General features: G+C 40.7%; 12 protein-coding genes and 3 pseudogenes. 6 read left to right on the forward strand and 9 right to left on the reverse strand.

Annotation, left to right across the window (positions count from 1 at the left end; genetic code table 11):
- Positions 1–84 precede the first annotated feature (84 nt).
- The 5 genes from MN869_RS02265 to tsaA form a co-directional block, all read right to left on the reverse strand.
- Positions 85–1,419, reverse strand: coding sequence for a HAMP domain-containing sensor histidine kinase (locus MN869_RS02265; RefSeq protein ID WP_033132947.1), 1,335 nt, complete (start codon positions 1,417–1,419; stop codon positions 85–87).
- Positions 1,420–1,423: 4 nt separating this feature from the next.
- Positions 1,424–2,083 carry a response regulator transcription factor gene (locus tag MN869_RS02270; protein ID WP_033132948.1) on the reverse strand — a complete coding sequence of 220 codons (660 nt, stop codon included), beginning with the start codon at positions 2,081–2,083 and terminating at the stop codon, positions 1,424–1,426.
- 100 nt (positions 2,084–2,183) lie between these two features.
- Positions 2,184–2,549, reverse strand: coding sequence for a NirD/YgiW/YdeI family stress tolerance protein (locus MN869_RS02275; RefSeq protein WP_171548809.1), 366 nt, complete (start codon positions 2,547–2,549; stop codon positions 2,184–2,186).
- Between the two features lie 87 nt (positions 2,550–2,636).
- On the reverse strand, positions 2,637–4,415 hold the full coding sequence (locus tag MN869_RS02280; protein ID WP_032811639.1) for a GspE/PulE family protein: 1,779 nt from the start codon (positions 4,413–4,415) through the stop codon (positions 2,637–2,639).
- Positions 4,416–4,463: 48 nt separating this feature from the next.
- Positions 4,464–5,177, reverse strand: coding sequence for a tRNA (N6-threonylcarbamoyladenosine(37)-N6)-methyltransferase TrmO (gene tsaA / locus MN869_RS02285; protein WP_004806525.1), 714 nt, complete (start codon positions 5,175–5,177; stop codon positions 4,464–4,466).
- 118 nt (positions 5,178–5,295) lie between these two features.
- Between tsaA and MN869_RS02290 the strand changes: the two genes are divergently transcribed.
- On the forward strand, positions 5,296–6,075 hold the full coding sequence (locus MN869_RS02290) for a ferredoxin--NADP reductase (RefSeq protein WP_004806522.1): 780 nt from the start codon (positions 5,296–5,298) through the stop codon (positions 6,073–6,075).
- A 139-nt stretch (positions 6,076–6,214) separates the two neighbouring features.
- Here the strand turns inward: MN869_RS02290 and MN869_RS02295 are convergent, their stop codons facing one another.
- On the reverse strand, positions 6,215–6,775 hold the full coding sequence (locus tag MN869_RS02295; protein ID WP_004806520.1) for a TetR/AcrR family transcriptional regulator: 561 nt from the start codon (positions 6,773–6,775) through the stop codon (positions 6,215–6,217).
- Positions 6,776–7,224: 449 nt separating this feature from the next.
- On the opposite strand from MN869_RS02295, the gene MN869_RS02300 reads away from it, so the two are divergent.
- Both MN869_RS02300 and MN869_RS02305 read left to right on the forward strand, forming a co-directional pair.
- Positions 7,225–8,079 carry a hypothetical protein gene (locus tag MN869_RS02300; RefSeq protein ID WP_005204303.1) on the forward strand — a complete coding sequence of 285 codons (855 nt, stop codon included), beginning with the start codon at positions 7,225–7,227 and terminating at the stop codon, positions 8,077–8,079.
- 182 nt (positions 8,080–8,261) lie between these two features.
- Positions 8,262–8,717 carry a DUF441 domain-containing protein gene (locus MN869_RS02305; RefSeq protein WP_005204306.1) on the forward strand — a complete coding sequence of 152 codons (456 nt, stop codon included), beginning with the start codon at positions 8,262–8,264 and terminating at the stop codon, positions 8,715–8,717.
- An 87-nt stretch (positions 8,718–8,804) separates the two neighbouring features.
- Here the strand turns inward: MN869_RS02305 and MN869_RS02310 are convergent, their stop codons facing one another.
- Positions 8,805–9,725 carry a LysR family transcriptional regulator gene (locus tag MN869_RS02310; RefSeq protein WP_162180561.1) on the reverse strand — a complete coding sequence of 307 codons (921 nt, stop codon included), beginning with the start codon at positions 9,723–9,725 and terminating at the stop codon, positions 8,805–8,807.
- A 242-nt stretch (positions 9,726–9,967) separates the two neighbouring features.
- On the opposite strand from MN869_RS02310, the gene MN869_RS02315 reads away from it, so the two are divergent.
- On the forward strand, positions 9,968–10,669 hold the full coding sequence (locus MN869_RS02315; protein ID WP_033132950.1) for an epoxyqueuosine reductase QueH: 702 nt from the start codon (positions 9,968–9,970) through the stop codon (positions 10,667–10,669).
- A 312-nt stretch (positions 10,670–10,981) separates the two neighbouring features.
- Here the strand turns inward: MN869_RS02315 and MN869_RS02320 are convergent.
- Both MN869_RS02320 and MN869_RS20375 read right to left on the reverse strand, forming a co-directional pair.
- A pseudogene (locus MN869_RS02320) lies at positions 10,982–11,674 on the reverse strand (DUF4198 domain-containing protein); the annotation flags it as partial.
- 141 nt (positions 11,675–11,815) lie between these two features.
- A pseudogene (locus tag MN869_RS20375) lies at positions 11,816–11,992 on the reverse strand (transcriptional regulator); the annotation flags it as partial.
- Here MN869_RS20375 and MN869_RS02325 point away from each other — a divergent pair.
- Positions 11,992–12,288: pseudogene (locus MN869_RS02325) on the forward strand (DUF935 family protein); the annotation flags it as partial. The pseudogenes MN869_RS20375 and MN869_RS02325 overlap by 1 nt on opposite strands.
- Complete coding sequence (locus tag MN869_RS02330) at positions 12,281–13,585, forward strand: phage minor head protein (protein WP_243306809.1); 1,305 nt, start codon at positions 12,281–12,283, stop codon at positions 13,583–13,585. The pseudogene MN869_RS02325 and the gene MN869_RS02330, both read left to right, overlap by 8 nt.
- The last annotated feature ends 148 nt before the right edge of the window (positions 13,586–13,733 follow it).

Raw genomic sequence — 13,733 nt, forward strand, 5'->3', positions numbered from 1 at the left:
CGGACAATAACAAAAAACGTGGGAATAGCAGTATGTCAGCGCATACTGCTTTTTTAATGCGTTTGATCTCAACCCCAACCCAACTTAACGTTTAAGCAGGATGCTGACCTTCAGACCACCATATTGGGACTGTTCAAACTGAATTTTACCTTGATGTAACTCGACAATTTTGCTGCAAATCGATAAACCCAAACCAGAGCCTTGTGTTTTGCTTCCCAAAGCCCGATAAAAACGTTCACCCAAACGTGCTAAATTTTCTGTATCCATCCCTTGGCCTTCATTTTCTACAATCAAAGCCAAATATTGCTGCTGTTGCTGTAAAGAGATATAGACTTGTCCATATTCTGGCGTGTATCGAATGGCATTGTCCACAAGGTTTCGAACACAGGTAAAGATCAACTGCGGATTGGCAAGAATCTGCCCCTGCAGATCTGCTGCAGCCTGCCAATGCAATTGAATATGCTTTTCCTTGGCAAATAAGTGAAGTGCCTGTATTGCCTCTTCAACACTCTCCTGCATCGAAAGATAAGTCTTGGGCAAATTATCCGTGTGCTCTGGGTCTAAACGTGCCAATAACAATAAATTCTCTAAAATTTGAATACCTCGACTCACATCCTGCTGCATTTGGCTAAAGTCAACTGCGCGTTCTGGATATTTACGCTGCAATAACTGCAAACGCATCTGAATCGCAGACAAAGGAGAACGTAACTCATGCGAGGCATCCGCGGTAAAACGTTGTTCAGACTGTAGGGAGTGGTCTAAGCGCTGTAATAAGCGATTAAGCTGACCCAACATCGGTTGTAGTTCTTTTAACTCCACCTCACCCGCTTGAACAGGACTAAGATCATCCGCATTCTTGGCCGAGATTTGCTTTGATAATTGATGAATTACGTTAAATTGGCGCTTGATCAGAAAATGCAGCATGATCCACTGCATTAACCACACCAACATTAAGACCAGTGCATATCCCACAAAGTTATGCAGTAAATCTTGGAAACGTTCCTCTAAAGGTTGCAATATCAACACTTGCATATGCGAATTTTCATCTTCACCCGCATAACTTCGCCAGAGTTGACCTTTCTGCCAAATCAAACCATAGTCGCCATGTGCGGCCTCAATCAAACTGTAATACTGTTGATCGAGATGAAAGCCTTCTGACTGGGTCAGTACCTGCTGCTGATTGCTCAAACGATATTGAATATCAAACTGATCACTGAGCTCATCAATTTGCTGCCCAGAGGGGCTGGTTAAATCCGCGATAAGCAACATATCTGAAATCTCATCCATGATTTCGTCTTGTACTTGCATGGTTTGGTACGCAGAAATGACCGCGAATAAAAGCAGTGCCACACATCCTGCAACGACGGAGCTGATTAAAGAGGTTTTAACCAGTTTGCTTTGTAAAGACACCACTTTCATGCTGTTATTCCTGATGCATGCGATAGCCTAAACCACGAATGGTTTTAATATATTGCCCGCCAATTTTCTTCCGAATCTGATAAATAAACACTTCAATGGCATTACTTTCAATTTCATCCCCCCATGCATATAAGGATTCTTCCAATTGTTCCCGTGTCAAAATATGATCGGGCTTTTGCATGAGTTTATGCAAAATCTGAAATTCCTTTGCGGTCAGATTAATGGCCTGTCCTGCTTTGCTCAGTGTTTTGGCTTGTGGGTCTAGCTGTAAATCGGAAAAATTTAGATACAGCCCTGCTTGGGCTTGATGCTGGCGTAATTGTGAACGGACCCGTGCCGATAATTCCTCTAAATTAAATGGCTTCACCAAATAATCATTAGCACCAAGGTCTAAACCTTCGACCCGATCATGAATATGATCTTTGGCCGTAATAAAAATAACCGGAGTTTTGCTGTCCTGACGGCGAATCGCTTTCAGAATGTCATCCCCTGTGGCCTGTGGTAAGCCCCGATCCAGTAAGATGCAATCATATTGATGCTGTTCGACCGCCAAGATGGCATGATCACCACGTTCAACCCAATCAACGCTATAACCATCCATCTCTAACCAGTCTTTAATACTCTCTGCCTGAGAGGCATCATCTTCAGCCAATAAAATTCGCATAAAATAATCCTCTCACTTGATCTATAACATTTTTCTGAGAATAAAGCATAAGCAAAAAACCACATGATTGTCATGTGGTCTTTTGGGATGATCAGCTTACTTAGAATTGAACTTGGTCTACATCAACCTCAACACGCTTGGCTGGTTTGTAATCAATATCAATTTCACCAATCAATGTCACAGGCGTTTTTGCCGATACGGCTTTACCTTGCCATAAGTCATCATCAATATCGACGGTGATTGAACCGGTTTGATCGCTAAACTGATATTTCTCATCACCTGTTGCTTTCACCACATAACCCTTTAATTGCACTGGCGTATCATCTTTCATCGTCAATGCTTGTTTAACGGTAGTGATTTGAGTTGGTGCCAGTGCTTGTTGATTTACTGCATTTGTATTTGCAACTGCAAAAGTTGTCACACCAACCAAACCAGCAATCACTGCAACTTTAGAAAAAACGTTCATCTTGATACCCTCATTGTGGTTCATCATTTCGATGTAGGCATTAAAACAAATGAAGATGAGGTGAATCTGAAGATTCAAATTTTCTGTTTAACTCAGAGGCACCACGCGTAAAACTTCTTCCAAAGTGGTTACCCCTTCAAGGACTTTACGTGCCCCTGCAATACGCAAGGGCTCAATCCCTTCTTTTTTGGCCTGTGCTCTTAAATCATTGAGTGTGCAATTTGCACTGATCAACGACTTTGACTCCAAACTCACTGGCATGAATTCATAAATGCCAACGCGGCCTTTATAACCGGTCTGACGACACACCTCGCATCCTACAGCCTTATACATTGTAGTCGGCATATCCATCATATAGTCAAAAGTGAGATGTTCCCATTCTTGCTCATTGATGGCGGTTTGCTGTTTGCAATGCGGACAAAGACGACGCACCAAACGTTGTGCTAATACCCCTAAAATTGTTGCTGCGGTAAGGAACGGTTGGATTCCAAGATCATGTAAACGCGTCAAACTCGACGGCGCATCGTTGGTATGTAAAGTAGAAAGCACCAAATGCCCTGTTAATGCCGCTTGTATCGCCATATTTGCAGTATCGTGATCACGAATCTCACCGACCATAATAATGTCAGGGTCTTGACGCATTAAGGCACGCACACCATCCGCAAAGCCTAATTCAATATTCGGATTGACCTGCATTTGGTTAAAGCTTGGCTCCAGCATTTCAATCGGGTCTTCAATAGTACAGACATTGACCTGCTCGGTTGCCAATTGCTTTAACGATGAATACAGCGTAGTGGTTTTACCTGAACCTGTTGGGCCTGTCACCAAGATAATGCCGTGACTGTGCTGAGTGAGTTGCTGCCAGCTCTGCAATAAATGCCCTTCAAAACCCAATTGCTGGAAACTACGGACCAACACTTCTGGGTCAAAGATACGCATCACCAACTTTTCGCCAAAGGCGGTCGGTAAGGTAGAAAGACGCAATTCTGTTTCTTGCCCTTTCGGTGTACGCGTTTTTAAGCGCCCATCTTGCGGTTTTCGCTTCTCAGCCACATTCATACGACCCAAGATTTTAATGCGCGAAATCACTGCAGTGAGTGTATTGGCAGGCATGTTATAGATCGTGTGTAAAACACCATCAATACGGAAACGTACCTTACCTTTATCTTTCCTTGGCTCCAAATGAATATCACTGGCGCCTTGCTCGAAGGCGAATTGCAGCACCCAATCTACCAACTTTACAATATGCTGATCATTGGCATCAGGGTTTTGGGTATCGCCTAACTGCAATAAAGCCTCAACACCTTTATTTTCCCGATCATAAATACTGGCATTCTGCGATGAACTGACCGCCCGGCTGACTTGATAGTATTCAACCAGATAACGTTGCAGTTGCTCGGGATTGAGCAGCACTTTCTCAATTTTCTTTGGCGCTAAGCTTCGTTCCAAATTATTGAGCCATTCAGTGGTAAAGGGTTGATCGGTTCCAATCAAAATCCGATCTGCGTGTACTTCCACCGCCAGAATATGGTTTCTGGCCGCAAATTCTTGTGACATGACACTGGTTAAAGCAGCTACATCTGCTTTGAGTGGGTCAATCACAAATAAAGGAATATCTGCTTTTTCAGCCAACCACTGACACAAGCGATTCATCGCTAGCGTGGAACCGACATTGAGTTGATCTTTTAAATTAAAATTGGCAATCCACTGCAAAGGATGCCATTTCAACTGATCCTTCTGACGATGTGTGGTTTGGATGAGTAACTTATCCCGTTCAGTAATACGACCATCTTTCAGTAGTTGCTCTAAGCACCACGTTACATCAATCGTAAACGAAAAGTTTGCAAATTTTGCCTGCGCTTGTATCACCGTCAGTTCCCCAAATGTATGACTCAATTATTTTTTTAAAGTTTTTTAGCTTTGCTCTACAGCTACAACTGTGACACTCCGATCATCCACTGTAAAACGAATATTCAATTCTGAAAAACACATGCCATATACCCGCTCAGCATCATCTTGATACGCAGGTCTTGGATCTAAAGATAACACTTGTTCCAGTTCATCGAATATCTTTTTATCCAAAATTCTCTGCTTTAATAACTGTTGCTGTTGTGACTGTGCAGTTTCCGTCCAAAGCACTGTTTTACGGATTGGCTCTTCTTGCGCATAACCACTCTGTGAATCTGCAATCGCATCCGAATATTGGATATACGGTTTGATGTCTAAGATCGGTGTACCATGCAGTAAATCACTGCCCATAACATACAGGCGAACTGACTTAGCCTGCTTTTCAACACGTAAAAAACGTACCACAGACAAGCCCATTGGGGATGGACGATACATACTACGGGTTGCAAAAACACCTATTTTTTGATTACCACCGAGTCGTGGCGGCCGCACTTGTGGACGAAATTTAGACATTTGATTCAAAGAGTTATCTTGATTTTTGTTTTCATGGAACTGCCATAACAGCCACAAATGACTAAAATCTTCGATCCCTTCAAAAGCCAGAATATCGTTATAAGGCTCCGCCATCTCTATATAGGACTCGACTTGTACGAGATTTGGCTGTCGCGGAATACCAAACTTCTCACGATAAGGCGAATGCATATGGCCAATGATCGGCATGACTACTGAGTTGCTCATCACTTTTTCTTATAAACACAATTAAATATATTCAGTTTATCGAGAATGATTTTAGATTAGAATAGCCATCTGTTTCTTTTAACTGTGATCGAGACCTTTAATGGCTGCTTTTAACGTTGAACGCATTACTCATGTTCACCACTGGAATGACACGCTTTTCAGTTTTAAAACTACACGCGACACCAGCTTACGTTTTAAAAATGGTCAGTTTGTGATGATCGGCCTTGAAGTGAATGGTAAGCCTTTAATGCGTGCTTATTCGATCGCGAGTGCGAATTATGAAGAAGAACTCGAATTCTTCTCTATTAAAGTACAAGACGGTCCATTAACTTCTATCTTACAAAAAGTACAAGTGGGCGACGAGATCCTGATTTCTAAAAAGCCTACAGGCACTTTAGTACACGACGATTTATTACCAGGTAAAAATTTATACCTTTTATCTTCTGGTACTGGCCTTGCTCCATTCCTTTCACTGCTTCGTGATCCTGAAACTTACGAAAAGTTCGAAAAAGTAATTATGGTCCACGGTACACGTTATGTATCAGAACTTGCTTACCAAGATCTAATCTTAAATGAACTACCAAACCACGAGTTCTTTGAAGAATTAGGGATTAAAGACAAATTGGTATATTACCCAACGGTGACACGTGAACCGTTCCATACTCAAGGTCGTGTAACGACTGCAATTGAATCTGGCGAACTATTTGAAAAAATAGGTTTACCACGTTTTAACCGTGAAACTGACCGTGCCATGTTGTGTGGTAGCCCTGCCTTCCTTAAAGATGTTGCAGCACTGCTTGATGAACATGGTTTAGTTGAATCACCACGCATGGGCGTGATGGGTGATTATGTCATCGAACGTGCATTTGTTGAAAAATAAATTTCAATCAATAATCTAGAAAAACCGAGGTATTAACCTCGGTTTTTCTTTTTTAAACATGAGTTAAATTAAGCTTAATTTTTTATTTATATTAATTTTCATAAAACCGTCATTAAAAAAAACTAAACAAAATAATTAATTAAGCCGCCTCTAAATGAATCAAACGCTCAATATAATACCAACACTCTTCGATTTGGGCATGATCCTTATTCACTTTTGCATAAGCTGTCATACCGTCTAAAATATTGATATACATGGCTGTGAGCACATGAGGTTGAAATACTTTAGCCTTTTCAAATAAATCTTCAACCAAAGCCATTAACCACTCTCGATATTCGACAATTGGCCCAATAATAGAGGGATATTGTTGTAGAATTTCTAAAGAAGCTTTTTGAAACATACAACCATGAAAATCATCGGAATTGAACCAAGATAAATGCCAAAAATAGACTGCCTTGATTTTCCCCAAATAATCATCTGCTTCGATTAAGCTAATTTCATGTTCAATGGCCGCCTGAATACTTTTATTCCTTCGAGACAAGCACTCTTCGATCAAGTTCTCTTTGGAAGGAAAGTATTTGTAGAACGTCATCTTAGCAACACCCGACTCACTAATAATTCGATCCACACCCACAGAACTGTAGTTATGACGGTTAAAAAGGTCTAGAGCCGTTGCAATAATATCTTCTTTTTTTGACATTTTATTATCCTTGTAGAATTCTATCAAAAAACTTAATGCATTATTTAGACATAGTTTACATGCTGGAAAATTCTGGCCACTATGTATGTTTATGTTATTTTAAGAGCATTAATAGAAAAGTCGTATTTTCTTTATTGTTCCTTTTATAGGGTATGTAAAAATCAGTCTACATACAAGATCATTTGTAAAAAAATCTTTCTATTTTTAAAATATTTGTTTTTTCCGTGAAACACTTCACTGTTTACTTACAGTTAAGTTAATTCATAAACTTTCTTGCTATTTTTTAGCCGACTTAATAAATTGATTTCACAAAAAATTCATTTTATATTTAAATCATCCAATAAAAAGTTCTTTGGTTGAACTAATAGTTATATTCATAAGCAACCAAACAAAATCTAACTAAATAATTGGAAAAGCAATAATATTATTAATTCATCGAGTACAAGACTATGCCAAAAAAATTTGAAAACTTTAACGACCCAAGACAGAAAGCTATTGAAGGAATGAAGAATAGTATTTCTGCAGAACAATGGAACAAGAACCTGAACTTTCTGAAACAACTACGTGCAGAAATTTCAAATCACCCTGTTTCACGCCATCCAGCTATTCAACTTTTAAATGACGGTGTAATTGATAAAGAAACCTTAAAACACATTCATTTAGAATATCGCCATGCCATCGTACAAGTATTTACTGATGCTTTATTAATGGCTCAATTTCAAACCAAACAGTTAGAACCGCGCTTACTCTCTGGTTCAAAAATGTTCCCTCGTTTTTTACTTAATCTTAATATTCTGGATGAATTTGGTTTCCGTCCTGGTTTAGACGAAGAAGGTTACTATTCAGGCAATCCTGAGTATGCCCACTACCCACTGTTTGAAGATGTGTTAAATGACTTTGAACTCAGTCAAGCAGAACGGAATGACTATCAACCTTCTCTTATTTCACAACGTGTTCGCAATTATCTGGAAAACTCATTTCATAGCTATCAAGCCGTTTCTGCCCTGTTAGCAGTCGCGGAAGAGGAAGTCATTTTATTTAGCCCTGCATTGCGTCAAGCAACCAACGCTATCGGCTTTGATGTTAATAGCGGTTATTACTATGTTCATGGTGTTTCACATGATGCATCTGCTGAAGCGGCTGATGATGATCATGAAGACGATTTATGGTTCGTATTGGCACAAGCCTGTGTTGAATCTGAATATGCATCGATCCGCCAAATTTGCCTTGAATATTGCGATTTATGGGAACAGTTCTGGGATGAACAAATTGCCTATTATGGAACATTCAAAAAATTGGCTTAATCTCTTTCGCACAAGGAAGCCATCTTCAACTTTTAGTTGAAAGATGGCTTTTTTAATGTCTTGGAGAATCTACAAAATCCTGATTGTGAAAGCCTTCCCCTCAGCTATTAAAATGAATTTAACCGAAGTTAGCCTATATTTTACGGTATAATTCAACTTTCTTTCCCGCAAACGTTTCGCGCATGTTTTCACAATTTGATGTCAACTTATTGGTTCTGCTTGTTTTATTGGGCTGCGGTATCTTTAGTCAAAACACGGCAGTCACAGTCGCAGCAGCATGCCTGATCTTAGTTAAACTGACTCCTCTAAATCAGTTTTTCCCCTATATTCAAAATCATGGTTTGAATATAGGCATTATTATCCTGACCATTGGTGTCCTTGCACCGATCGCAAGCGGCAAAATCAGCGGTGAAAGCATTCTAAAATCATTTATCAGTATTAAATCATTGGCTGCGATTGCAGTTGGGTTATTAGTGGCGTGGCTCGGTGGACGCGGTGTCAAACTGATGAGTAATCAACCCGATGTAGTTGCAGGACTTCTGATTGGAACGGTTGCAGGCGTTGCGCTCTTACGCGGTGTTCCTGTAGGTCCATTGATTGCCGCAGGAATCTTATCTCTTCTCATTGGCAAGTCTTAAATATTGAATGCTTGCATGCATTATCTTATTGCTAAAAGGTAGAAGGCTATTTCCCTCTACCTTTTATAAATTGCAATCAAAACTCAATTATTGCTCGTAATAAACCGTTCGCATCTTAGAAAACTTTTCAAGTTGCTTAATAAAGCCCTCAAAATAGTTTTTTTCCTTATCTTCTGTTCGATAACCAGCATATAAGGTACGTCTCAATCCTTGTGGTGAAACACAGGTTAAACGACGGCTTACTACCCAACCTTTTTGCTCATACTCATTCACGACCCAATCAGGTAATGCTGCAATACCACGCCCACTGGCAACCAATTGAATCAACATTTGGGTCAAATCGGTGGTCCGAATATGTTTGGGTTGAATATTGGCAGGGATAAACAAGTGCGCCATGATATCAAGACGATGCTTATCAACGGGATAGGTAATTAAGGTTTCTTCTGCTAAATCTTCGACTGAAACCTGCTCTGCACGTACCAAGGGATGGGTGTTGGAAAGCACTAAACGAGATTCGTATTCAAAGATTGGGAAATACTCAATTCCTTTTAATGCAATCGGATCAGCCGTAATTAATAAATCAAATTCCGCATTTTGCAATAACTCGTGCGGATTCGATTCGAAACCTGCTGCAAAGTCTAGGTCCACATCAGGATATTGCAGGCGATATTGATTGAGTAATGGCATGAGCCAATCAAAACAGCTATGGCATTCGGATGAGAAAATAATTCGTCCAGTTTGCCCATGCACAATACGGGTAATATCGGTTTGTGCAATTTGCACCTGTGGCAGTACATCATCTGCCAGTTTCAGTAAACGTTCACCCACATTGGAAAAACTCACAGGACGGCTACGACGGTTAACCACTTCTACCCCATACCAGTGATCCAATTCTTTTAATTGATGTGAGATTGCCGATGGCGTAAGACATAAATCTGTTGCTGCAGATACTAATGAACCGTGCTCTCTTAAAGCAATTAACGTTTTTAAATGACGGAGTTCTAACACGACCACTACCATTATTGAATTTAATTCATCTTAGCATGATATTAATTAGTTTGTCTCACCATGACTTTTATTTCATTACTTACCTGTTCACGGGCGTTTAAAAACTCAGCACACCAATTTCGATTAATACTCCAATGCTTTTGGTATTTAAAAATTTTCAGCTTGAGCTGAGAACATTTCATGGAATTAGAGCTCCACAGACGTTTAAAGCTTTTACAATAAACAATTCACTTTTGCAGACTATGCCGACGATGCCTCATCCAAGTCAAAAGACGCTTGAACGCCAAACACTCAGCCTACCTGAAGGACATGACAAACTGTTGCTGCATTCATGCTGTGCACCATGTTCAGGTGAAGTGATGGAAACCTTGATTGAGTCTGGCATCGACTTTTCAATCTTTTTCTATAATCCGAATATTCATCCTGTGAAAGAATATCTAATCCGTAAAGAGGAAAATATTCGCTTTGCCGAAAAGCATAATATTCAGTTTATCGATTGTGACTACGACACGGATAACTGGTTTGCCCGTGCCAAAGGCATGGAAAATGAGCCTGAGAAAGGCATTCGCTGCACCATGTGTTTTGATATGCGCTTTGAACGTACCGCACTATATGCCTATGAACATGGCTTTAGTCTGATCAGCAGTTCACTGGGCATTTCACGTTGGAAGAATATGCAGCAAATCAATGACTGTGGTCTGCGTGCAGCGGCGCATTATCCAGATATCCAATATTGGGATTATAACTGGCGTAAACATGGCGGCGCAGTCCGTATGTTGGAGATCAGCAAACGTGAAGAGTTCTATCAACAGGAATACTGTGGCTGTGTTTATTCGCTCAGAGATAGTAATCGCTGGCGTATGAGCAATGGTCGAGATCGAATTAAATTGGGCGTTAAATTTTATAGTAATGCAATGGATGACGAGTCAAATCAATCAAACTAGCTCTTCGATGCTAATATTATAAATGTATGATCATCTAAATGATTTATATACCATATAAAAGGCAGCTCATATATTTAGATACGCGGCAACGTCATTCGCAACTGTTTGAGACAGGATTACTTTTGCCAGATAATGTTTTTGCGATGCAAAGTGTTAAATGTTGGTAGCGAACGAGTTTTGCGAATGGCAATGGTTTTGCCTACTTTTCCCGAAAGAAAAGTAGGTCGAACCGAAGGTTAATCCTTATACTAGTCTTTTCATTTAAAGACTCTGAAATAGCATAATTTCTCTAGATTAATCTCCATTAAAAGGTCAGTTTACAGCAACACTGATAATGCTATAGAACTGATTGCTTGGCTTTTGCTTCGTATCGACTGCTTCGCTGACTTCAATCAAATACTCGCCTGCTTTAGCAAAAACTAAATCAGCACTGCCATCTGCAGCTGTCTTCAAGCTAATGCCTTGCTTATCGGTTGCCCCTTTAGCACGAATGACCACATTGGCATTGGCCAATGCTTGATTGGTTTTTGATACTTTAATTTTCACTGTTTGATTGGCCTTTAGCTCACTTGGATGGGTTAAAAATTCAACTTGAATCGGTGCTGTGCTTGCTTGCACTGGCGTATTCTTCTCTTTAGACACATAAGTCAAAAATGTCCATTCACGGGTAATTTCAACAGGTGTAAATTTTTTCGCTTTTAAATCTGAAGGAATGATAAAATCACGCTCAGTTCTGACAGGTGCTTTGTCTGCTGGCATATCAAAGAACATTTTCCATTCTTTTTGATCTTGCACATATTTCAAAGGATAACTGGCACTGGTTTTGACCGTATAAGTCCCAGCTTCAGGCAGTTTCAAGTCAAATACAGTTGCCGAACTGAGCTTAGAATCTGGCTCAATTGTGGTTTTCGTATTATTCGGTGCGGTAATTTCAAACTTCGCATTTTTTAATGCATATTCACTTTGTAAAGCTTCTTCTGCATAACCCGAGATAATTGCGACTTGGTGACTACTAATATTATAACTATAACTGAATGTTGAGATAATTGTGGGATTGAGTGGGATATTGTGGGACTTAATGGGATGAGATTTGAAAAGGCGTTTCAGATTTTAGAAATGGAAAAGCGGATTGTTAGTCCGCTTTTTTTAATCGCTGAATAAATCAAGATTGGGGTCTTCCTGAACATTAAGCTTCTCTTCAGAGTTTACGATACTGCGAATTGTACGCAGAGTCACGCTGAATTTACGAGCAAGCTTTTCTTTTGACATCGTTGGAGCTTGTTCGCGGATCGCTCGGTTTCGCATAGCAACGGTGATTGGTGTATGTGCCTCAACTGTTGAATGGATTGATTGCAGCCAATAATCAAGTGCCACTAGATGTACAAGCAATTCAGTTACTGCTCAATGATCAAACCAAGCAAGCGCAAAAAACCGCTGAAGACTGGACACAAGACCTGATTGCTAAAATCCAAGCTGGTCAAAGTGATGAAGATGTGTTGGCTGTCTTAGCTGAGTTATATCCGAGTGATGACGAGCCAGCCTTGCAAGACAAACTAACGAAGTTGTTTTTTGCTGCTGAAGTGTTTGGGCGTTTAAGTGCAGAGGCTGAAAATGGCTAAAGTACCGCAACGGCCTGAGCTGAATGCGCTGTTTAAACTCCCTCCTAAAGATGCGATTGCATACTTAGAATCGAAGGGTTTTAAAATTGGCTGGGACTGGCACGAAACCCTTGATCATGCGCATAGTCGAGCCTTTACCGTTGCCAAAGTTGCACGGGTGGATTTACTTCAGGATATTAAAAGCTCATTGATTACCGCCTTGGAAAAAGGCCAAGGTCTGGAGCAATGGAAAGCATCCATTATTCCCACGCTACGCGAAAAAGGCTGGTGGGGAAAACAAACCGTAATCAACCCAGCTGGTATCGAGCAAACAGTCCAACTCGGCAGTCCACGACGTTTAAAAACCATCTTTGATACCAACGTGCATAAGAGTTTGGCGGCTGGACGTTATAAGGGATTGATGGCAGCCACAGATACGCGCCCCCTGTGGGAGTGGGTGCATATTTCCATTACCAACCCACGTAAAGTGCATTTAGCACGTAATGGTGAGACTCGATACTATGATGATCCATTTTGGCTCTATGCATATCCACCAACAGAATGGGGTTGCAAATGCACAGTCCGTGGCCGTCGCGTAAGTGATGTTGAGCGTTTAGGTTTGCGGCAAGTCGAAACCCTGCCTGAAGATATTGAACAACACCAAGTCGTGATTGGTAAAAGCAGTTTTACTGGTCAAGATGCAGTGGCTCTCCGTACACGTATCCGCGTTCGTCAGAATGATGGTCAAGTGACTTACTTCTCTCCAGCAGCTGGCTTTAACAGTCATCCAGCATCGAGCTATTTACTTGATACAGAACTGACCAAGCGAGCAGCTGATCTCTTGGGTGCACAGTCAGCGACTCAGCAAGTTCAACAGATGTTATTGAGTCCGCCACGAATGAAGGCACATGAGGCTTTTGTCAAAAACAGTTTGAATTTTGCCAAACCACAAAATATGACCAGCACGGTTGGTGTTGTTGGCATGGATGATATTAAAACTCTGACTGCAAAGAATATTGCAGTTGAAAGTCCAATTATGACGGTCTCAGATCGCTTGTTAGTTGGTCAAGCTACAAATGCACTGAGCACTGAAGAATGGCTGGCATTGCCAAAACTACTTCAGCAGATTCAAAAAGTGTTATGGGATAGTAAAAAGCGTCAGATGGTGTTCGTTGTACCCGTGTTGGATGATGCTGGACAGAAAGTAATTCGAGTATCAGTACAATCCAAAGATGGCGTTATGGAAGTGACCGATATTGCAAAAGTATCGAGCAAGTCAGTGATGACAAACTTTGAACTGATCCGAGGTAATGAATGACTGCTATCAAAATCAATGATGAGGCATTGGCGGATCGCTTACTGCAAGTTGGCCGTCGCTTGACTAAGCCGAAACAAAAATGTTTAGAGCTGGTTATGTTGCAACAGATGGCGACTGGACTTATGAAGGTGAAACAAGTGGGTTTGCA

Origin of the sequence: Acinetobacter sp. NIPH1876 (assembly GCF_022808535.1) — a bacterium.
In the GTDB taxonomy this organism is placed as follows: domain Bacteria; phylum Pseudomonadota; class Gammaproteobacteria; order Pseudomonadales; family Moraxellaceae; genus Acinetobacter; species Acinetobacter higginsii.

Bases quoted from the DNA above. Each gene is read 5' to 3' on its own strand.
- MN869_RS02265 (WP_033132947.1), bottom strand. From the start codon at position 1,419: ATGAAAGTGGTGTCTTTACAAAGCAAACTGGTTAAAACCTCTTTAATC.
- MN869_RS02270 (WP_033132948.1), bottom strand. From the start codon at position 2,083: ATGCGAATTTTATTGGCTGAAGATGATGCCTCTCAGGCAGAGAGTATT.
- MN869_RS02275 (WP_171548809.1), bottom strand. From the start codon at position 2,549: ATGAACGTTTTTTCTAAAGTTGCAGTGATTGCTGGTTTGGTTGGTGTG.
- tsaA (WP_004806525.1), bottom strand. From the start codon at position 5,177: ATGCCGATCATTGGCCATATGCATTCGCCTTATCGTGAGAAGTTTGGT.
- MN869_RS02290 (WP_004806522.1), top strand. From the start codon at position 5,296: ATGGCTGCTTTTAACGTTGAACGCATTACTCATGTTCACCACTGGAAT.
- MN869_RS02295 (WP_004806520.1), bottom strand. From the start codon at position 6,775: ATGTCAAAAAAAGAAGATATTATTGCAACGGCTCTAGACCTTTTTAAC.
- MN869_RS02300 (WP_005204303.1), top strand. From the start codon at position 7,225: ATGCCAAAAAAATTTGAAAACTTTAACGACCCAAGACAGAAAGCTATT.
- MN869_RS02305 (WP_005204306.1), top strand. From the start codon at position 8,262: ATGTTTTCACAATTTGATGTCAACTTATTGGTTCTGCTTGTTTTATTG.
- MN869_RS02315 (WP_033132950.1), top strand. From the start codon at position 9,968: ATGCCGACGATGCCTCATCCAAGTCAAAAGACGCTTGAACGCCAAACA.
- MN869_RS02330 (WP_243306809.1), top strand. From the start codon at position 12,281: ATGGCTAAAGTACCGCAACGGCCTGAGCTGAATGCGCTGTTTAAACTC.